This window comes from Tessaracoccus luoxuelianae, from assembly GCF_055326245.1.
On sequence record NZ_JBUZNO010000007.1, the window covers coordinates 101,366 to 120,638 of the forward strand.

Annotated in this window: 14 protein-coding genes; 6 read left to right on the forward strand and 8 right to left on the reverse strand. The window is 63.6% G+C overall.

Annotation, left to right across the window (positions count from 1 at the left end; genetic code table 11):
* Positions 1-263 precede the first annotated feature (263 nt).
* The 5 genes from ACZK39_RS11745 to ACZK39_RS11765 all read left to right on the forward strand — a co-directional run bounded on the left by ACZK39_RS11745 (position 264) and on the right by ACZK39_RS11765 (position 6,605).
* A complete protein-coding gene (locus ACZK39_RS11745) occupies positions 264-1,853 on the forward strand; it encodes an FG-GAP repeat domain-containing protein (RefSeq protein ID WP_463613387.1) in 1,590 nt (529 codons plus the stop codon).
* A 275-nt stretch (positions 1,854-2,128) separates the two neighbouring features.
* Positions 2,129-3,274 (forward strand): non-hydrolyzing UDP-N-acetylglucosamine 2-epimerase, encoded by a 1,146-nt coding sequence (wecB, locus tag ACZK39_RS11750; protein ID WP_463613388.1) that lies wholly within the window; start codon positions 2,129-2,131, stop codon positions 3,272-3,274.
* A 60-nt stretch (positions 3,275-3,334) separates the two neighbouring features.
* Positions 3,335-4,213 carry an ABC transporter permease gene (locus ACZK39_RS11755; protein WP_463613389.1) on the forward strand — a complete coding sequence of 293 codons (879 nt, stop codon included), beginning with the start codon at positions 3,335-3,337 and terminating at the stop codon, positions 4,211-4,213.
* On the forward strand, positions 4,213-5,061 hold the full coding sequence (locus tag ACZK39_RS11760) for an ABC transporter ATP-binding protein (RefSeq protein WP_463613390.1): 849 nt from the start codon (positions 4,213-4,215) through the stop codon (positions 5,059-5,061). Before ACZK39_RS11755 ends, ACZK39_RS11760 begins: the two co-directional genes overlap by 1 nt.
* Positions 5,062-5,348: 287 nt before the next feature.
* Positions 5,349-6,605, forward strand: coding sequence for a glycosyltransferase family protein (locus ACZK39_RS11765; RefSeq protein WP_463613391.1), 1,257 nt, complete (start codon positions 5,349-5,351; stop codon positions 6,603-6,605).
* An 80-nt stretch (positions 6,606-6,685) separates the two neighbouring features.
* Here ACZK39_RS11765 and ACZK39_RS11770 read toward each other — a convergent pair whose 3' ends face one another.
* The 4 genes from ACZK39_RS11770 to ACZK39_RS11785 all read right to left on the reverse strand — a co-directional run bounded on the left by ACZK39_RS11770 (position 6,686) and on the right by ACZK39_RS11785 (position 12,878).
* Positions 6,686-8,833, reverse strand: a complete 2,148-nt coding sequence (locus tag ACZK39_RS11770) for a glycosyltransferase (RefSeq protein WP_463613392.1) — start codon at positions 8,831-8,833, stop codon at positions 6,686-6,688.
* Positions 8,830-9,645: a hypothetical protein gene (locus tag ACZK39_RS11775; protein WP_463613393.1), complete on the reverse strand. Its 816-nt coding sequence runs from the start codon at positions 9,643-9,645 to the stop codon at positions 8,830-8,832. Before ACZK39_RS11775 ends, ACZK39_RS11770 begins: the two co-directional genes overlap by 4 nt.
* Before the next feature lie 64 nt (positions 9,646-9,709).
* On the reverse strand, positions 9,710-10,945 hold the full coding sequence (gene wecC, locus ACZK39_RS11780; RefSeq protein ID WP_463613394.1) for a UDP-N-acetyl-D-mannosamine dehydrogenase: 1,236 nt from the start codon (positions 10,943-10,945) through the stop codon (positions 9,710-9,712).
* A 100-nt stretch (positions 10,946-11,045) separates the two neighbouring features.
* On the reverse strand, positions 11,046-12,878 hold the full coding sequence (locus tag ACZK39_RS11785; protein ID WP_463613395.1) for a glycosyltransferase family 4 protein: 1,833 nt from the start codon (positions 12,876-12,878) through the stop codon (positions 11,046-11,048).
* A gap of 86 nt (positions 12,879-12,964) precedes the next feature.
* Here ACZK39_RS11785 and ACZK39_RS11790 point away from each other — a divergent pair, with 86 nt between their 5' ends.
* Positions 12,965-14,860, forward strand: a complete 1,896-nt coding sequence (locus tag ACZK39_RS11790) for a cell wall-binding repeat-containing protein (protein WP_463613396.1) — start codon at positions 12,965-12,967, stop codon at positions 14,858-14,860.
* A 33-nt stretch (positions 14,861-14,893) separates the two neighbouring features.
* Here the strand turns inward: ACZK39_RS11790 and ACZK39_RS11795 are convergent, their stop codons facing one another.
* From ACZK39_RS11795 to ACZK39_RS11810, 4 genes are all read right to left on the reverse strand, one after another.
* Positions 14,894-16,633 (reverse strand): cell wall-binding repeat-containing protein, encoded by a 1,740-nt coding sequence (locus ACZK39_RS11795; protein ID WP_463613397.1) that lies wholly within the window; start codon positions 16,631-16,633, stop codon positions 14,894-14,896.
* A 100-nt stretch (positions 16,634-16,733) separates the two neighbouring features.
* Positions 16,734-17,699 (reverse strand): NAD(P)H-quinone oxidoreductase, encoded by a 966-nt coding sequence (locus ACZK39_RS11800; RefSeq protein WP_463613398.1) that lies wholly within the window; start codon positions 17,697-17,699, stop codon positions 16,734-16,736.
* A gap of 49 nt (positions 17,700-17,748) precedes the next feature.
* Positions 17,749-18,408, reverse strand: a complete 660-nt coding sequence (locus ACZK39_RS11805) for a 4a-hydroxytetrahydrobiopterin dehydratase (protein ID WP_463613399.1) — start codon at positions 18,406-18,408, stop codon at positions 17,749-17,751.
* Positions 18,409-18,441: 33 nt separating this feature from the next.
* Complete coding sequence (locus ACZK39_RS11810; RefSeq protein ID WP_463613474.1) at positions 18,442-19,260, reverse strand: pseudouridine synthase; 819 nt, start codon at positions 19,258-19,260, stop codon at positions 18,442-18,444.
* Between the last annotated feature and the right edge of the window lie 13 nt (positions 19,261-19,273).

Sequence of the window (19,273 nt, forward strand, 5' to 3'; positions counted from 1 at the left end):
GGGGTCACTGTAGATGATGCGTGCCGGGCGCCTCGGAAGCGTCCGGCCCGGGAGAGCGTCGGCGCGTGGCAGGGTCGGCGTGCTCTGCACCCACTCTCGGCAGTTGTGTGACGCAACATTTGTGGCCGCCGCGATCGCGGTGCTCGGGGCTGACAAGGCTCTGAGCCGCACGATTGCTGGTCCCTCGGCGGCTGAATCCCGGGCTGGTGCTTCACCCGTCGTCCGGGGTGACACTGGCCTGAGAAGCAGAATGGTGGTGTGCCATGGGTACCCGCAGGCGACTGTCGGTCAAGGCGATCGCGTCGCGTCTGGTCATTGTCGCTCTGATCCTCTTCGGGGTGGCTCCAGTTCCATCAGCGCAGGCAGCCGACCTGTTTGGCCACGATGTGTCGTGGCCCCAGTGCCCGGCGCCAGGCGGCTATGGCCTCCCGATGCCGCCGTCGAGCACCCAGTTCGTCATCATCGGACTCACCAAGGGGTTGGCGTTCACAGAGAACCCCTGCCTGGCGAGCCAGGTGCAGTGGGTGACCTCGCGGTCAAAGCCCGCCCACGCCTACGGGATGGCCACGTATCCGACGGCGGCGCAACTCACTCAGTACGGGTCAACGGGGCCATGGCGGACGACCACGCTGGCTGGCCGGCTAAGCAACGTCGGCTACGCGGAGGCGAAGTATGCGGTGGCCTCTCTGCAGAGGATCGGCTGGAGGCCGCCCGTCGTGTGGATCGACGTGGAACCTCGGCCCAAGCAGCCGTGGCCGGCTGGGACGGCAGCCAAACGTGCCCTGAACCGCGCGATCATCGAGGGCTTCATGCGTGGGCTTTCGGACTCCAGCTTCAGCTACGGGCTGTATTCATACACGAACGGATGGAACGAGATCGTCGGGGCATGGAAGCTCCCAAACGTTCATGTGTGGGCCACGGCTGGGCGGCTCGACTACCCCAGTGAGGCTCTGGACCGGTGCACCCAGGCGAGCTTCTCCGGCGGCCCGGTACGCATTGCACAGTGGTATGACGACACGCGCGACTACAACCGGACCTGCGGCACCTACCAGTTCACATCGTTGGCCAAGCCGCGGCCGACGATGACGGGGTTCGTCAACGACCTGAACGGAGACTGGAGGAACGACCTCCTTGCCCGCAGCCCTGACGGAAAGCTGTGGCGCTACGCGGGCAACGAGCGGGGTCAGTTCACCAGGCAGCAGATCGGCACTGGGTGGGGAGTGATGAACCACCTCGAGGTTGTGGGCGACCTCAACGGAGACGGGGCCAGTGACTTCGTCGCGCGAGAAGCGTCCACTGGGTACCTGTACCTGTACGTCGGATACGGCTACGGAGGAGGGAGCCGCAAGCGGGTGGGTACAGGCTGGAACAGCATGGGCGACATCGCGGGCGTCGCAGACTTCAACGGTGATGGAAGGGCGGACCTTGTGACCGTCCAGAAGTCCACCGGTGAGCTCTGGCTTTACAAAGGAAACTCTCTGAGCACGCGCAGCCGGATCGGCACAGGCTGGAACGTGATGGATCTGCTGATCTCGACGGGTGACTTCAACTCCGACGGGACCTCGGACCTGATCGCACGGGAGCGCAGTACGGGCTACCTGTGGTTCTACCCCGGGAACGGGAGCGGCTCACTGCTCGCGCGAAGCCGTATCGGTACCGGCTGGGGTGTGATGGACATGATCGAGGGCATGTCGGACCTCACCGGGGACAGGATCCCGGACCTCATGGCACGACAGAGGTCCAACGGTGTGCTCTACCTCTACCCGGGAAACGGCACCGGGAGCCTCACCACGCGCTGGGCCGTCACTCATCCCGCTGGGGGATTGTGGGCCGGATTGAATTCCATCGCGTAGCCTCAGCTGCCGCGGAGTAGACCGTTGCGCCCGTCGCTAACCAAGAGGCCGAGGGCTTCGCGGTGGGCTCCTGCCGGGCGCGTTGGGCAGCGCCCAGAGGTTCCAGCCCATATTGACGCCACGAGGGCCCCGCCCTGACGAGCGAGGCGGCACGGACCGAGACCGTGCACAGTGCCGTAGTGAGTGTCACCTATTGGTGGCCATGCGCTGGGCGGCTAGTCTGTGTCCTGCCTCGCCGATGTAAACGCAGGCTCGTGTCAACTTGAGGAGTGATCGTGAAGCAGGTGATGGTCGTGTACGGCACGCGGCCCGAGGCCGTGAAAGTTGCTCCCCTGATCATGGCGCTTGAACGTTCCTCGGAACTCTCTCCCGTCGTGGTGAGTACGGGGCAGCATCGGGAGATGCTCGATCAGGTCAACAATTGGTTCGGGATCCACCCCGATCTGGACTTGGCCGTCATGCGGCAGGGTCAGTCACTCACTGATTTGGCTTCCCGCATTCTCGCGGGGCTGCCGGAGGCTCTAGACCGGGTGAAGCCAGACGCCGTCGTCGTTCAAGGGGACACATCAACGGTCGCCATGGCGGCCATCACGTGCTTCTACACAGAGGTGCCGGTGGTTCACTTGGAGGCGGGTCTTCGGTCAGGGGACATCCACTCTCCTTTCCCGGAGGAGGGAAACCGGAAGATCGTGGGGCAGCTCGCAGCGCTGCATCTCGCACCCACGGCAGAGTCTCGTTCGAACCTTCTGCGTGAGGGCGTGAACCCCGCTTCGATTGCGGTGGTGGGTAACACGGTCATCGACGCACTCCAGTGGACCTCGGAGAAGCCGGTGGAATTCACTGACAAGCGTCTGCACGCGGCAGCGCAGTCTGGACAGAGAGCCGTCCTCATCACCGCTCACCGGCGGGAGAACTGGGGGGACCGGATGGTGCAGATCGGCCGTGCAATCGCACGTCTCGCCGTTCTGTACCCCGATCGGATCTTCGTGTTTCCGGCTCATAGGAACCCCAAGGTGCGGGAGGCTGTGTCGCCTAGTTTCGTAGGGTTGGACAACGTCCTGATGATCGAACCTCTTGACTACCCGGAGTTTGTCCACGCGCAGAAGTGGGCGGACGTGATCCTGACGGATTCGGGTGGAGTGCAGGAGGAGGCGCCAAGCCTTGGGCGTCCCGTACTGGTGTTGAGAGAGAACACGGAACGGCCTGAAGCAGTGACTGCGGGGACCGTGAAGTTGATCGGAACCGACGCGGACCGCATTGTTTCTGAGACGCGGGCCCTGCTTGATGACCCCTCGCGCTATGCGGAAATGAGCCGTGCTGTGAATCCCTATGGGGATGGGCAGGCGTCTGTGCGCAGCGTGGCTGCCATCGGCGAGCTACTGGGGGTTGGTTGTCGCGTAGCCGACTTCGGCGCAGAGTGAGAAGGTGAGCGGTGAAGGTGGAGGCTGTACCGGCCGCTTCGTTGAAGGTGGTGACCGACCGTGGCTGATGAAGCAGCGCGTAGCTCCTCTGTAGGCCGTCAAGAGATCAGTGATGCTGGTCTGGTTCGCATCGGTGCTCGTCCGGGGATGATTGAGTATCTACGTCAATTGTGGCACTTTCGCAGATTCATCTGGTATGACTCCAGAGCCCGTGTTTCGGCGGGCAACTACGACGATTCGTTGGGGTTGGCCTGGATCATCATCAATCCGATTCTCAACGGGTTGACGTACTACCTCATCTTTGGAGTGCTCCTGGGAACGGGACGAGGTGTACCGAATTTCATCGCCTATCTCATCGTCGGAGTTTTCGTCTTCCGGTTCACATCCGCCTCGATCATGTCGGGTTCCCGAGCCATCACCTCTGGAAAATCTCTGCTTCGGGCGTTCAGCTTCCCCCGTGCAACACTCCCCATCGCCTCGAATGTGCGCGAGCTGTTGCAGACGGTGCCCACCTACATCGTCATGGCGATACTGGTCCTGCTCATTCCTCCCCTGGAACCCGTTACTGTCTGGTGGTTGGTGCTCATTCCGTTGACCGTTGTGCAGTTCACCTTCAATGTGGGGGTGTCGTTCATCTTGTCCAGGTTGGTGTCGCATCGCAATGACTATACGCATCTGATCAGTTTCGCCCTCAGGATCTGGATGTATCTGTCGGCTGTCTTCTTCTCAATCTCCCGCTTCGAAAGCAATGCGACAATCTATCTGATCATGCAACTCAACCCAGCATATGCCTTCCTCGACATCGCTAGGGAAGGGCTTCTCTACGGTGGACCCGCAGGGTGGCTCAGTTGGACCGTGGCAACGGTTTCGGCGGTGGGCGTCGCAGCAGTGGGTCTGCTCTACTTCTGGTTTGGTGAAGAGGCGTACGGAGAGGAATGATGACTGACAGTGCTCTCCCAACACCGTCGCTGGTTGTGGACCAGGTGGCGGTGACGTACCACGTGCGGACGAATCAGCTGAAGGAAGAGCCCCGAGGCTTGATGGCTCGGATCCGGAGCGCATCCCGCACTCATCATGAGGCGATCAAGGCTCTTCACCCGCTTAGCCTCGTCATCCGGCACGGTGAGAGCGTAGGTGTCATAGGCACCAACGGCTCAGGCAAGTCAACCCTGATGAAGGTTGTCTCAGGTCAGATTCAGCCGACGCAGGGGCGAATCATGGCCACCTCGACTCCTATCCTGCTTGGGGTCAATGCTGCTCTGCAGCCCTCCCTTACCGGCGATGAGAACATCCTGCTGGGGTGTCTGGCAATGGGCATGACACGGGAGCAGGTCCGTGAGCGTAGGGCAATGATCCTCGATTTGTCGGGTCTGGCAGACCATATCCATCTCCCGCTGCGGTCGTACTCGTCCGGTATGGCGGCCCGTCTGCAGTTTGCAATTGCCACAGCCCTTGACCCTGACATCCTGATCATCGATGAGGCGCTCAACACTGGTGATGCCCAGTTCAGAGACCGCACGCGGGGTCGAGTCGATGAGTTGCGAGCACAGGCCGGCTGTGTGCTGCTGGTCAGCCACTCGATGGAGACCATCCGTGACATGTGCACGCGAGCGATCTGGTTGGAGCAGGGCGATCTGATCATGGATGGTGACGTCCAAGAGGTGACCGAAGCGTATTCCACGTATGCGATCCATCGCGGTCGGAAGAGGGAACGCAGCGCTCGGCTACTGCGCGAGGAGAAGCAGGCTGCCCTCGTCCGTACCGAGGTGGCCTGGGTGCGGGGCTGAGTGTGCTTGGCCGTCTCGGAAAGCTGCGCTCTGCCGTCATGTACCGGCTGCGACGGCTCTGCGAGCGATTCGGTCGAGTAGGCGCCTCTGCTCGTTGGGGAGTCAGTGGGGTTCTGCGGCGGGCGTTCCATGTTGCACCACCGGGCGCAATCTGGCCAGAGGGTCGGCTTGCCTGGGGGGAACCCGCTCCGCCTTGGGATCCGCTCGTCCGATGGCTTGGGGGAGGGGCTCGTATATACGCGATCACCAGAGGCGTCACCATTCCGTCGGCCATCGAGCTCGACGGCGTGCGCACGCCTCTGGTGTCACTTGACCTTGAGCACCCATGGATCGAAGGCCTTGATGCTGGACAGCTCGAGGTGCTAGCGGGGTGTTGCTCGTTCACAGTGGGGACTGATCTGGGGGAGCGGCTTGGCATTCCCAGGCTCGCCCTGCACGAGCTTGAAGTACCCATATCCCGGGCAATGCTGAGCCGGCGGGCGGCGGAATCCAGACTGGCCCTCTTGGGCGATTGCCCTGCATCGGCTTCAGTCGCCGCAATCAGGTCTGTTGAGCGGCCGCGCACGGTTCTGATTGCAGGCCATGACCTCAAGTTCGCGCAGGGCTTCATCGCCTATCTGGCTAGCTGTGGTCACCGGGTTCTGGTGGACCAATGGGCGGGACACAACCGCCACGACGTGTCCCGGAGCGAAAGTATGCTGGCAGATGCGGACGCCGTGCTATGTGAGTGGGCACTCGGTAACGCCGTGTGGTATTCCCATCATCGAATGCCCCAGACTCGGCTGGCAGTGCGACTTCATCTGCAGGAGATCAACGGGGAGTATCTGCACCGGATGAAGCACCCAGATGCGTTGATCGTGGTGGGTCCATATATGAAGCGCATCGTCTGCAGGAACTTCGGCTTGCCCGAACAGCTGGTCGTTGCTGTACCCAATTCGGTGCGTGTGCCTGACACAACCGCAACGCACACTGATGTTCGCCGGTTCACGCTGGGATTGGTCGGCCTGGCGCCTGCACGAAAGCGACTTGACTTGGCACTCGACATCCTCGCGGGTTTGCGCGTCGATGATCCGAGGTACCGGCTGATTCTCAAAGGGAAACTTCCGGGGGAGCATGAATGGTTGAAGAACCGGACGTCCGAGCAGCGGTACTTTTCAGAGCAGTTCGCCCGGATTGATCACGAGTCGGCCCTGCGCGGCGGAGTGATCTTGAGCCCGTTCGAGCCGGACTTGTCGACGTTCTGGGCTCAGATCGGGTTCGCGCTCTCAACCAGCGACTTTGAGTCCTTCCACTACACGCTCCCGGATGGCGCGGCTCATGGTTGTGTTCCTCTGTCGCTCCCATGGAGGGGAGTGGACGAGCTTTACCCCAAGGCGTGGGTCACGACCGGCGTCGAGGACATGAGGTCCCAGATCCTCCGAGAATCCCGTGACTCGAGTGCGTGGGAGCAACGCGCGACTCAAGCCCGTTCTTATGTGCAGGCAAGCCTATCCGAGCGCACCGTTTACCACCGCCTCGAGGCGGCCGTCCTGGGCAGCCGGTAGAGCGCACCGAGCGTCCCGCGCGGTTGGTTCGTTGCTGGGCCCACAGTGCTGGGCCCCACCGGGCAACCGGGGATGGCTGGTCACCCTCTCAGGACTTCCATCCAGGCATGATTGGTGTGCTGGATATCGTAGGGTGCCACAATGTCGCGTGCGCGATCCGTGGCGTCGGCGTAGACATCCTCCGCACGCAGGCTCATGATCAACTCAGCGGCGGCCGGAGTTGAATCCACCAAGAAGTCCGAGCCGAAGACCTCTGCGGCCCCTGGTCGTGCCCACACCACTGGCAGCGCACCGCTCGCCATTCCTTCGGCGGGAGCCAAGTGGAAACTCTCCTCGTCAGACGGGGAGAGAATCCACCCCATCTTGGTCAGCCAATTCGCCATGTCCGCACCGAATGGTTCGAACACCACATGCTCCGCCAGCCGCGACGACCCGATCCGGTCAAAGAGGCCGAGGAAATACTCCTGCTGTTTGGGTTGACCCCAGATGTGTGGATACTCCCAAGGCATTCGGCCTTTCACGTGCAACGAGTACCGGGGATCGCTCTCGACGAGACTCTCCACGAGATCGATGGCACGGTCAAGGCGCTTGAGGCGAGGCACAATGCCCACGATGCCAAGACGGAAACGGGCATCTGTGTGTTTTGGCCGATCGAGGTCTTCGGTGTCGATTGTATTCGGGATGACCACGATCTTGTCTGCAGGCCATCCTGTGACTTCCACGATCTGGCTTTTCATATAGTCCGACACGGTGACGATGGCGTCAATGTTCGTGATGTTGATGTCTCGAAGCCAAGGAGCTCTATTCCTTACCTCGAAGCCATGTAACCGTACGACGAGTCGTTGGCGAACGTCTTTGTGCTGGGAGTACCACGCGGCGTTGGGACCGGCCCACTCGCAGATGATTGTGTGGGCGCCGCGCAGCAGCTGTGCAGAGCGTCTCGCATCGTGCTTGTGCAGCGTCTCCCACGGGTCCACGGCGAGATCGATGTCCACGCGGGATTTCAGCATCTCGAGAAGATCGCCGGCGAACTTGAGGTCGTGGCTGGCCACGAGGACCGTGGACTTCTGGCTCGGCGGATGCGCAGTGTAATCCGGTTCTACACGTCGAAAGTATGATTCAAGCCGGGTGGCGGTGGCTGCACCGGAGTACCAGGTGACGGCCTTGTGTGCCTGTCGTCTAGCCTCCGAAAGGAGTGGTACTGCATCGGCGATAGTACTTGCCACCGCCGTCGGATCCTGAGTGTCGACAAAGAGGGGGTAGTCGCTTCCGAAGATCGCCTCGTGCGCCGCTGTGCGGTTGATTAGCGGAGGAGTACCGGCCGCCGCATACTCCAGCATTTTCGTCGAGACTTCGACGCTCCCGTCGAGAGCTGGAGAGCGCCAACTCAGCCCAATGTCAGCGTTCGTCACCACGGCCACGGCATCCTCTCGTGACTTGCCGCCGAGAACGTTGACTCCCGCTGGAGGGCTCTTGAGGAGGGCTGCCATCGTCGTGGCCCACTCAGGCTCGCCCGGCCTTGCCTGTACCTTGTCCCCGACGACGTCGAGAGTGGCATTGACCCCCGACTCACGCAGCCATCTGGGGAGCTCGAATATGGAATCCGTGTGCCAGTCAGGGTGCAGTTTGCCCGAATATACGAGCCGCAGCAGTTCGGGCACCTCGTCGTGTTGATCCTGCTCGATGTCGACAAAGAAATCGTCAGGGACAACAGGGTTCATCAGGAGCGTCTTCCCGGCCAGGCTTGGAATCACAGCCTCCAGATAGGCGCGAGCTTCGGGGGTCTGCGCGAAGAAGCGGCGAGCCCTCTGTCCGACGTAATCAATCAGCTGTCTCTGCCGGGGAGTTGCCGGGACATGATAATCCGTGATGTAGGCCCAGACCTTGCCTTCGAGTGTTGGTTCGTCAGCGGCCGCTCTGTTGAGCCTGCTGCCGCGCAGGATGACGATGCCCGCGTCTGTCCGACGCGCCAGATCCCCGACGATCTTGGGGGCATGCTCACTCGGAATCATCGTCTCGCCCAGAGGGACTCTTGCCTCGTGCACAGTAACGTTCGGCAACAGCCTCAGCCGTCGCAACAGGCGATCGGTGACCACCGGCGCCTTGAGCTGCACATGAACATGTGAGTCGGTGCGAGCGATTGTCTCCGCGAGCGACACCAGCCATACCGCAGACCCGTCGATCACGTTGAGGTCAACGTCACCGTACAAGACAATCTGTCGAGTCATGTGTGAACCCCTTCACGACGTTCGCCAACGAGAGTGGTCAGGGCCTGCATGACTCCCGAGGCGCCCCCTTCCTTCGAGTCTTCCGGGAGCGCGACAATGTGCGTCCGCAGTGAGCGAAGGACGGTTGACCCGAGAGGACTGGTACCGCCACCGGGTACAACGTGCACCGTCATGCTTCGCTTCGCCGCCCACTCCACGACTTCGGCGATCTCTTCGAAAAGAACTGCTCCAACGGGCTCGAGGGCGGTCGCCCAGGGGCCTTCGGAGTTGGCTGTCTCATCAATGACAACCGCGCTGGGTAGGTGGTAGCTGAGCTCCGCCTGTGACAAGCTCGGGTGCAGCATGACTACGTGACAGTGCTCGCTGAGCCGGTCCGCCGTCGACTTTGGGCCAATGAGCGCTATCACTCGCCCCCGATGAGGTGGCGCGAGTGCTGCGCCCATCCCGTGGGTGGCCGCGAACAGTCGGGCTGAAGCCTGAGGGTCACGCTCAACGGCAGCCGCCTGTCTGCCTGCCAGCCGTGATGTCAGGTGTGCCTTCGGGGTGTAGGCCCCGATGATTCGCAGTTCCTCGCCGGTGTGTGTTGGTATGGCTGCGCCAAGTGCCGGAGCGCTCGGGTAGCCGTCTGTCCTGCGAAGACTCTTCATGACCCGGGACGTGAGGGCGCTCGTTCTGCCGAGTTTGTGAATTACAAATCCAGCGACAACCGTCAGCGGTATAGTCCCTGCTGCCGCGAACCAGAGATCCGATCTAGCGAGTTCGATCAACAGCAGCGCCATCCCGGTTGCAAGCAGCAGGATCGCGAGGGTCACGCTGCGGGTCTGGTCTCGTAATCTCGTCAGTAGCCGTCTCAGGGTCACTCGCATCTACGCGGCCTTATCGGAACAGCCCGCGCGTGTCGATGATTCGTTTCTCAGTGACAAGGTTCTTGTCGAGCGCTCTGAAGTCGCTGTGATCGACCAGAACAACCACGAGTTCGGCCTCATCGATGGCCGCTTCGGCGGTGGTTAGCGTGACATTGCGCTGGTCGCTCAAGGAGGCTGGGAGCTGCTGGATGTGAGGTTCAGCGATGAGGAATCGAGTATCGGGCAACTGGGCCGCGACTCTGACTGCTATCTCCACGGCTGGAGATTCACGCAGGTCGTCGATATCAGGCTTGAAGGCCAAGCCGAGCAGGGCGACAGAATGAAGCGCATGGTCGTTCACGTTCCGTGCGATCTGGGCGGTCACGTGCTCGGACTTTCCGTCATTGACCTCGCGGGCAGAACGGATCAACTTCGCCTGGGCAGGTGCGCTGGCGATAATGAACCATGGGTCCACAGCGATGCAATGGCCACCAACGCCCGGGCCCGGCTGAAGAATATTCACCCGGGGGTGATGGTTGGCCAACTCTATGAGCTCCCACACGTCGACGTTCAACTGCTCAGCAATGAGCGAGAGCTCGTTCGCGAAAGCGATGTTGACATCGCGATAGGAGTTCTCGACCAGCTTGGCCAGTTCTGCGGTGACCGCCGTCGTGGTGAGGATCTGTCCCTTGCAGAAGAGCCTGTAGAGGGCCTTCGCTGCCTCAGCCGCCTCCGGCGTGAGGCCTCCGACGATCCGGTCGTTCTCTACGAGTTCCACCATGACGCGGCCAGGGAGGACGCGTTCGGGGCAATGGGCGAAAAGCAGCCGTGCGCCGGAGAGATCGGGCCGGGAGTTGACGATGACCTGCGCCATGAACTCCGTCGTCCCAGGTGGCGACGTCGACTCCAGAATCACCAGTTCTGAACCGGTCAACTGGGTTGCGATGGCCGTCGCGGCAGCTTCAACGTAGCTCAGGTCAGCGGAGCGATCCTCCTTGAAAGGGGTGGGGACTGCGATGACGAACACGTCGGCCTTTTCGGGGGTCAGTGCGGCACGCAGCCTCCCGGACTGAACACCTTCTGCCACGTAGCCCGCGAGATCTGGTTCAACGAAGGGGACCGTTCCCGCGTTCACAGCGTTGACGGTCCTCTCGTTGACGTCGACGCCGACTACCTCGACGCCCTTGTGTGCCAGGATGGCAGCGGTGGGCAGGCCGATGTACCCGAGGCCTACGACGACAACTTTGGGGTGCTGAGTCTGAGGCACAATCAACTTCCTTTAGCTTGGACGCTTGGACGCGGGCGTCAGTCTAGGTGCTGTGCGCGCCCAAATGGTGCGCCGAGCACACGCGATCATACCAGCGACCTTAGGCTGGACTCGCTCCAAGAGACCGGTAGACGTGCCCGTAACGTTCAGCGTTGCTCCGCCAAGTCCTTTCGGACAGTACCCAGTCCCGGCCCTGGCGCCCCAGACGGTCAGCCAGTTCGGGGTCCGCAAGAAGGTGCCGGAGCGCCTCAGCCAGTGATTGGGGGTCGTCCGGGGCGCAGAACAGTCCGGTCTCATTCTCCTTCACTAGCTCCTGCAGCGCGGGAAGCCGGCTTGCTACGACGGGGCGTGCTGCTGCTGAGGCCTCGACGGGCTTTAATGGCGTCACTTTCCGGGTGACCTCCAGGTCCTTCCGCGGGACCGTGAAGACGTCGAGGGACTGATGCCAGAGCACTGCCTGGTCACGTGGCACCCGACCCGGGAACAGGCATCGTCCTTCGATCTCCAGCTGCCTTGCCAGTTGATGAAGGTACGGTCCCTGCACCCCATCTCCGACGAGCAATAGCCTCAAGGTGGGGAAGTCCCCCTGAAGGAGAGCGAACGCTCGAAGAAGATCGTCGTGTCCTTCGTACCCGACGAGCGACGAGACCGCGCCGATGTAGGTGAGATCAGGATCCAATCCCAGGCGTGATCGTGCTGCCCGCTTCGTCAGCGGCGATTCGAGGAAAGCCTGCCCCACTGCGTTGGGGCACAGCGTAATGGTCTCCGGATCGACGCCTGAGTCGAGGAGAGTCCGTCGCATCTCCTCGCCGAGCGTGACCACCGCGTCAGCGGCCCGCGCAGCGGCGGCTTCCCGCTCGTGGAACAGCCGGTGGTATTGCGAACCCTCAGACGTCTCTCCGTGCTTCGCAACCCAGGTGTCGGCTTGCTGCCCCCTGACTTCATAGATCCACGGTATTCCGTAGGCTTCTGCGACTGCTTTGACTGGCGCGGCGTTGTGGAACGGGGTGGTGGTATGCAGGATCGCAGGCCGGAACTGGTGCACGATCGCGCGCATCTCCTCCGCCTGCTGCTGCCGAGCCTCGAAATCATCCCCGGCGACACGCCATGGAAGGATGCGGTGGTATTCGATCCCATCGATGATGTCGATGTCGCGAGCCGTCAGCTTTCCCACTTGAACCGGGTATGCGATTCGTGTTACAGCCATGACGTCCCATCCCGCTTCGCGAAGGGCGAGCAGGATCGAGTGCGTGCGCTGTGGATAGCCGCTTGGCGAGTGCGGCAGCGAGTTTGTCAGCACATGTAATACTCGGTTGTTGATGGGCTTGTATTCGCCACCTGCCTTGATCTTGATCTCTCGACCGCTCAGCAGGTCGAGTCGGCCAGTGAATCTCCGAGCCACACTGCTGGCGGCGCCATATCTCCGGGCCCACCTGACGGCCCCGTCAATATCCCCGTCATACGCAGCCATCCTCGACGCGACGGACTGGACCAGCTTGAGGTTGTACTTGCTCTCTGGTATGGCGGCGAATGCACTGGTCGCCCATTCGCGTTCGTGGACGGCCAGCGCCATGTCGGCCAATCGAGCAAGCGTGCGCGGGCGCGCCTCGCGCGCGATCGCTGCGGTTATTCTCCGATGAAGATCAGGCTTGTCCCCGCTGATTGCCGCTGCCAGCGCGCCCAGTCGTGACGCAGGCGACGGCAGCAGTCGCTGAGTCGCTCGCGCAAGCGGCTGGATGATCCTACGCGGGAACGTCTCACTTGCCTGGACCACCAGGACAACGGGATCGTCCACCATGTGGTTCCACGTGAACGTGGACGCGAGTGAGAAATTCCGGAGAACCGACAGCACGCGGAGGTTGACGCGCCTCAGAGGCCGCGTGGTTGAGGGAGCGGCAGAGGCACGCCTCGCCTGTGCGTCTGGCTGGTGCATTCCCACAGGTTAGCTCCTGCATGGGGTGGAGCAGCTGCACTGTAGGGTGATGATCCAACGAGGGGTTGGCGCAAAGAGGGGCTGGGATGACGTTCTTAAGGGCAGGTTCCTTGGTGCTGGGCTGTGCGCTACAGGCGGTGCTAATGTCGCTGCCAGCAGCCGCTGACGACGGAGCGGTGGATGATCCTGTCGCTGTGATGCCCGCTGTCATCCAACGCACGCCGGAGCAGCGAATTGGAGGAGTCGATCGTTACGGCACCGCCGCCAACGTGGCGCGGTGGCTGCCCACCGGGGACGGCCGCCGCGTCATCGTGACCACGGGAGAGAACTTTCCCGATGCCCTTAGTTCTGGTCCCATGGCGGCTGGAACGGGTTCCCGAATGCTTCTTACACGCCGGGATTCGCTTCCCGAAGCGGTTGAACTCGAGCTGGGCCGATTGGCCCCGGAGGAAATCGTGATCGTGGGCGGCCCCACGGCTGTGTCGCCAGAGGTGGAAGCGCAGCTCGCCGCAGTCGCGCCTGTTACCAGGATCGAGGGGGTTGACCGCTACGCAACTGCGGCGAGCGTTGCGGGCTCCATCTCCACGTCTTCGCGAGTAGTCGTTGCTTCAGGGGAGGTCTATGCGGATGCACTTGCTGGCGGACCCCTCGCGGCAGAGTTGGGTGCCCCTTTGCTGCTCGCGCGTAGACTGAGCCTCCCATCGGCGAGCGCTGAGGCCCTCCGAAGGCTTGCCCCAACAGAGGTCATCCTCCTGGGTAGTTCCAGCGCCATCAGCGACGCCGTAGCCAGCGAGATCCAGCAGGTGTCCGGGGCCACGGTTCTGAGGATCGGGGGGGTCAATCGGTACGACACCGCGGCACAGGTTGCCAGTAGATTTTTCGAGCAGGCCGACACCGTGCTCATTGCGTCTGCCAACGCATTTCCTGACGGGTTGAGCGGGACGACCTTGGCGCATGCCTACGGCGCCCCTATCCTCCTCAGCTCTGATGGATGTGCGTCTCCGTATACCGCATCTGCTCTCGCAGCCCTCACGCCGGCGCACCTCTTCTACCTTGGCGGGCCGTCGGCTGTGACCAGCCAACCGATGCCGTGCGGCACTTCGGCTGTTCGCGCTGGGGTCAACCCCGCCGCGGCGAAGTTGCCGAACATCGTTCCCAGCGGCAGCCCTGGTGACGAGGCCTTCTATTTCGTACCGCACCAGGATGATGAGCTGATTTCCATGTCCGGCGGAATAGGCCGTGACATCAACGGAGGTCTGCGTGTCCATCTGTTCGTGATGTACCCCGGGACAACGACGAGGGTCAAGGAGACCCTCTGCACGCAACTGGATCGGTGTCTGAGTGACGAACAGATCTCTGCCTCCCGAAATGCCGAACTACTCACATCTGCAGAACGGCTGGGAGTCCCGGTCGGGAACGTCCATTTTCTCTACGTGGACGAGGAGTCGTCTGACGTCGACGAGGTGGTGCGCAGAGCGATGGCCAATGTCGTGTCCAGCGCTGGAGCGATGTCGCGTTACCGAAGCATGAGTTGGCTGGACGCGCACCCAAGCCACTTTCGTCTGGGCCACGGACTTCGGGATCTCTGTGACGCGCACGGGGTGGAGGATTGCGTGTTCTACCAGTCTCCGCTGTATCAGGATCGTCCAGAAGCGCTCGGGACAAGCCCCGTGGTGACTCCTGTCGGTGCTGCGTTGAGCGCCCTGCCGGCCAGGGTCACCTTTGCAGCCGCCGGCTACAAAGAGGACTACCCACTGATCGGGCGGCATTCGGTGGGCTGGCGCTCAGTGCCGCAACAGATCACCTGGGTTGAGGAGAATGCGTACTCCTGGGCACACGGTCGGGTGTGGGCCTCTGAAGCTGACGAAGCAGCGGCAGCAGATTGGATGGACCTATACCAGTCTCGATACTCGACAAGCACCGCTATGGCTCGAACGCAGACGCTGCAGCTTCCTTCGGAGGAGGAGTATGCCGGTGGCTGAACCCGCAGCTGCGGGGTCGACTCGGGCTGCTAATTAACCCACCCGGTAATTCCACAGCTGCTCGGCCACGCTCGGGTTGATGGCTGCGGGGCCGCCGAGGATGACGATTCGTTGAGGCTTGAGGCGCTGGAGTTCTGTGGCGATGACGTCTGGGATCGTGTCGGGGCGTACGAGGAGGAGAGGGCCGCCGAGGGTGGCGGCCGCTGCTGATCCTGACAGTGCGTCGGGAAAGTTGATTCCGCTGGCCACGTACGCCACGGGAGCGCCTGGTGCGAATACTGCCTGGGACACTGCGGCGGACGTTGAGAATCGGTCGGCTCCGGCGAGACGGGTCACCTGGCCGGCTGTGAGGGCAGTGAGCTGTTGGTCGATGGCGGGGTTGATTGCTGCTGGGCCGCCGAGGATGACGATGCGTTGAGGCTTGAGGCGCTGGAGTTCTGTGGCGATGACGTCTGGGAGTGTGTCGGGGCGTGTGAGGAGGAGAGGGCCGCCGAGGGTGGCGGCCGCTGCTGATCCTGACAGTGCGTCGGGAAAGTTGATTCCGCTGGCCACGTACGCCACGGGAGCGCCTGGTGCGAATACTGCCTGGGACACCGCGGCTGACGTCCCAAATCGGTCCGGTCCGGCCGTCACGGGCACGGACCACGTTGCCGACACCTGAGGGGAGCTGAGAACCACTCCGCCCGCTGTGGTGAGCCGCGCCCGGAAGCTGCGGGTTCCGGCCGTTGACTGGCCATAGGTCAGTGGGAGGTCGAAGCTCCCGTCGCTGTTGACGGTGCCCGTCGTGTGGTTCTGCCAGGCGCCGCTCACCAGCACCTGAGACGTGACCGTGCGGCCGCCGTATCCGGCGGCGTTGCCCTTCAGGCGGGCGGTCTGGCCCACCAGCACACCGGCCACAGGCTGCACCGTGATCGTGCCGAGGCGGTCCACCGTGAACTCCGCGCTGGTCAGCGTCCCCGCGGCCGAGGCCGCCTGCACCCGGTAGCGGGTACTGCCCACGGTGTTGGTGCCGAAGGTGAGCGGGATCGAGAACTGGCCGCGGGTGCCCGAGGTGACCCTCTGGTCCGTCGACCACCCGGAGGGGGTGTAGGCCTGCGTGAGGATCTCACGACCTCCTCCGCCGGGGCTGAGTAGGCCGGTGACGTACGCCGTCGCGCCCACCTTGGCCTGGGTCTGCGGACGGATCACCAGTTCGCTGGCGCCTGTGGCGGGGGCGGTCACGTTGTATTGGTACAGGTTGTACTTGACCATCAGGTTGATCACCTTGTTGGCGTACTGCGGATCAGTCGCGTAGCCGCCCAGGTGCACCTCAACGATGAAGCGGTCCGGGTTGTTGGTGTAGCTAAACGCCTTGGCGTATCGGGTCAACCTGCTCAGGAAGTAGCCGTGGTCGATGAACGAGTTCTGGTCGGTGTCGTACTTCCGGAACTGCGCGGTCGTGGTGTATGCAGTGCCGCTGGAGTTGTACTCGGTGGTGCTGACGGCGTAGCACCCGTTCTGATGCGGGCTCACCGTTGACGAGCACTTGATGCCGAACCAGTTCTTCGCATTCTTCGTCAGCGAAGACTCCCCCCAGCCGGACTCGAGGATCGCCTGCGCCATCGCCACCGACGCCGGCACCCCGTACTCTCGCTCCTCGGCCTGAGCCCAGGCCGAGGTCTTCGCAACAAACGTGGCTGCGTCCAAAGCGGCCGCGGGCTTGGCGATGGGCAGGAGCGTGGCCGCAAGTGCCACGGCAAGCAGCACTCTCAGGAGGATGCGCGGGGAAGGCATGGTGGTCATTCAATCTGCCGCCGCGTAGATCCGTCACCCGGAAGGTGAGGCGAAGGTTGAGGTTCACCGCCGCCGACGGGGGTGGGTTGTGGCCCGAAAGTCAGTGCACCAGGACGATCTTCCCTAGGTTGTCGCCGCCGGTCAGCTGCTCGTGCGCCCGGCACACCTCGTCGAACGGGATCCGCGTCTCGGGTGAGAGCCGGATGCGGCCGTCGGCGAGCATCGGCCACACCTCGGCCTCGACGGCGGCGCAGATTTCCGCCTTTTCCTCGGCTGGGCGGAACCGGAGCGAGGTGGCGGTGATGGTGGCCTGCTTGCTCAGCATCGCGCCCAGGTTGAGGGTGCCCTTCACCCCGCCCTGGAGTCCGATCACCACGATCCTTCCCCTCTTCCTCAACGACGAGACGTTGGCCTCGAGGTACTTGGCCCCGATGATGTCCAGGATCACGTCGGCGCCCTTTGTGGCCGCCTTGAGGGCCGCCACCCAGTCGTCGTGATAGTCGAGCGCGTAGTCGGCGCCGTGCGCGAGACAGTGCTCGAGTTTGGCCGGGCTCCCGGCAGTGGCCACGACGGTGGCCCCGAGGGCCTTCGCGTACTGGGTGGCGAACGTGCCGATCCCTCCGGCGCCGCCGTGCACCAGGAATACCTCTCCGTCCCGCAGCCTCCCCTCGCGGAGGTTGGACAGCACCGTCGCCGCCACCTCCAACACCCCGGCAGCGGACACCAGATCCACGCCCGGCGGTGGCGCGATGAGCTGGCCCGCCGGGGCCACGAAGTACTCGGCGTAGCCACCGCCGGCCAGCAGGCCCACCACCTCGTCGCCCGGCCTCCAGCGCTCGACACCCTCGCCGACCGCCTCGACGACGCCCGAGGCCTCGAGCCCGATGATGTCGCTCTCGCCGGGCGGCGGGGGATAGTGTCCCTGACGTTGCAGCACGTCGGCTCGGTTGACGCCGGAGGCGACGGTGCGCACCAGCACCTCTCCCGGACCAGGGGTGGGGGTGGGGACCTCACCGAGGGTGAGGGCGTCGACGTCTCCGGGGGTCTCCACGATCACTGCGCGCATGCTCCCACCCTGCCACACGCGCGCCCCTGGACGGAGGGCTGTGCGGCCCCTAGCCGTCCGTGGGATCGTCTTCGTCGCGGCCCTGCCAGGTGCAGAGGCACACCTCGTTGCCCTCGGGATCGCACAACACCCAGAACCGGGGCGCCGCCTCGTCGCTCACCAGCGTCCCGCCCGCGGCCAGCGCCCGGTCCAGCCGGTTCCTGGCCTCGTCGTGGGCCACCGTGAGGTCCAGGTGGATCCGGTTGCGCTGCGTCCTGGGCGCGTCCATATGCTGGAACCAGATGGGTGGGCCGATCAACTGGGGGTCGATCAGCGCCTCCGGCCCGTCGTCGGCGTAGCCCGTGATCGCGCGCCAGAAGGGGAGTACGGCGGGGATGTCGAGCGCGTCGATGGCGATCTCGATCTCGGCCAGGTTCGACGTCACCGGCTCGAGACCCCGAGCGGCCACCAGGTCCGCGACCGCTGACCCGAAGGCCACGTCGCGCTCAGTGATGCCGCCGGCGTCGTGGCTGGCCACGGCGAGGTGGACCCGCGAGTAGCGCAGGTCGATCTCCGGGTGGTGGTTGTGCTCCTCCGCGATCCGGCCGACGTCGTTGACGAGGTCGAGCGCGGACGTGAAGGAGCCGGCGTCGACAGTGAGGTGCATCCGGCCGAGGAGGTAGCGCCAGACGGGGAGAGCCTCGGAGGCTTGTTTGCGCGAGAGTGCCATGTTTCACACTAACCGCAGACGCGCGGAGTCGAGTCAGCCGGGCCAGACGAGTCCCCGGCGGCTCACAAAGCTGCGCGGGGCGCCGTCGACCGGGTCGGGGAACTCCAGGCGGTGGGCGAGCAGCCGCAGCGGGGTGGAGAAGTCGTCGATCTCCGTGGGCAGTACAACCGGGTACAGGGGGTCCCCGAGGAGAGGAATGCCCAACTGGTGGAAGTGGGCGCGGATCTGGTGGGTGCGGCCGGTGAGGGGACGCACCTCATAGAGCGCATGGTCCCCCCGCACCTCAAGGACGTCGATGTTGGTGATTGCGTTCGGCGGGAGGTTGAGAGTCTCGGTCTGCAGCGTGCCCACGCGTTTGACCAGGTGTGATTCGACGCGCCTCGGTAACTCGAGGGCCGGGTCGAACCGGGCGATGGCGTGGTAGACCTTGGTGGCGAGCCGATCGGCGAAGACGCTCTGGTAGGCGCCCCTCCATCGCTTCGCCGTCGTCATGAGCAGGACGCCGGCGGTGCCGCGGTCCAGGCGGTGGGCGGCCGACAGCTCTGGCAGGCCAAGCGCCGCCCGGGCCTTGACGACGGCCGACTCCAGGACGTGCCGCCCGCGCGGGATGGTGGACAGGAAGTGCGGTTTGTCGAACACCGCCACTCGATCGTCGAGGTGGAGGAGCGTGAGTTCTCCCGGCACCGGTGCCTCGTCGCGCAATTCCCGATGGAACCACACGAAGGTGTGGGGGCTGTAGTCCTCGAGCCCGGTCCACGGCCGGCCGTGGTGGTCGACGAAGACGCCCCGCGCCAGCATCTCGTCGACGTCCTCCGGGGACGGCGCTAGCTTGTGGACCAGCCAGTCACGCATCGTGGGCCAGGGC

Excerpts from the sequence above, each read along its gene's own strand:
- ACZK39_RS11795 (WP_463613397.1), bottom strand. The coding sequence starts at position 16,633 with ATGCCTTCCCCGCGCATCCTCCTGAGAGTGCTGCTTGCCGTGGCACTT.
- ACZK39_RS11760 (WP_463613390.1), top strand. The coding sequence starts at position 4,213 with ATGACTGACAGTGCTCTCCCAACACCGTCGCTGGTTGTGGACCAGGTG.
- ACZK39_RS11770 (WP_463613392.1), bottom strand. The coding sequence starts at position 8,833 with ATGACTCGACAGATTGTCTTGTACGGTGACGTTGACCTCAACGTGATC.
- ACZK39_RS11810 (WP_463613474.1), bottom strand. The coding sequence starts at position 19,260 with ATGCGTGACTGGCTGGTCCACAAGCTAGCGCCGTCCCCGGAGGACGTC.
- ACZK39_RS11785 (WP_463613395.1), bottom strand. The coding sequence starts at position 12,878 with ATGCACCAGCCAGACGCACAGGCGAGGCGTGCCTCTGCCGCTCCCTCA.
- ACZK39_RS11800 (WP_463613398.1), bottom strand. The coding sequence starts at position 17,699 with ATGCGCGCAGTGATCGTGGAGACCCCCGGAGACGTCGACGCCCTCACC.
- ACZK39_RS11805 (WP_463613399.1), bottom strand. The coding sequence starts at position 18,408 with ATGGCACTCTCGCGCAAACAAGCCTCCGAGGCTCTCCCCGTCTGGCGC.
- ACZK39_RS11745 (WP_463613387.1), top strand. The coding sequence starts at position 264 with ATGGGTACCCGCAGGCGACTGTCGGTCAAGGCGATCGCGTCGCGTCTG.
- ACZK39_RS11790 (WP_463613396.1), top strand. The coding sequence starts at position 12,965 with ATGACGTTCTTAAGGGCAGGTTCCTTGGTGCTGGGCTGTGCGCTACAG.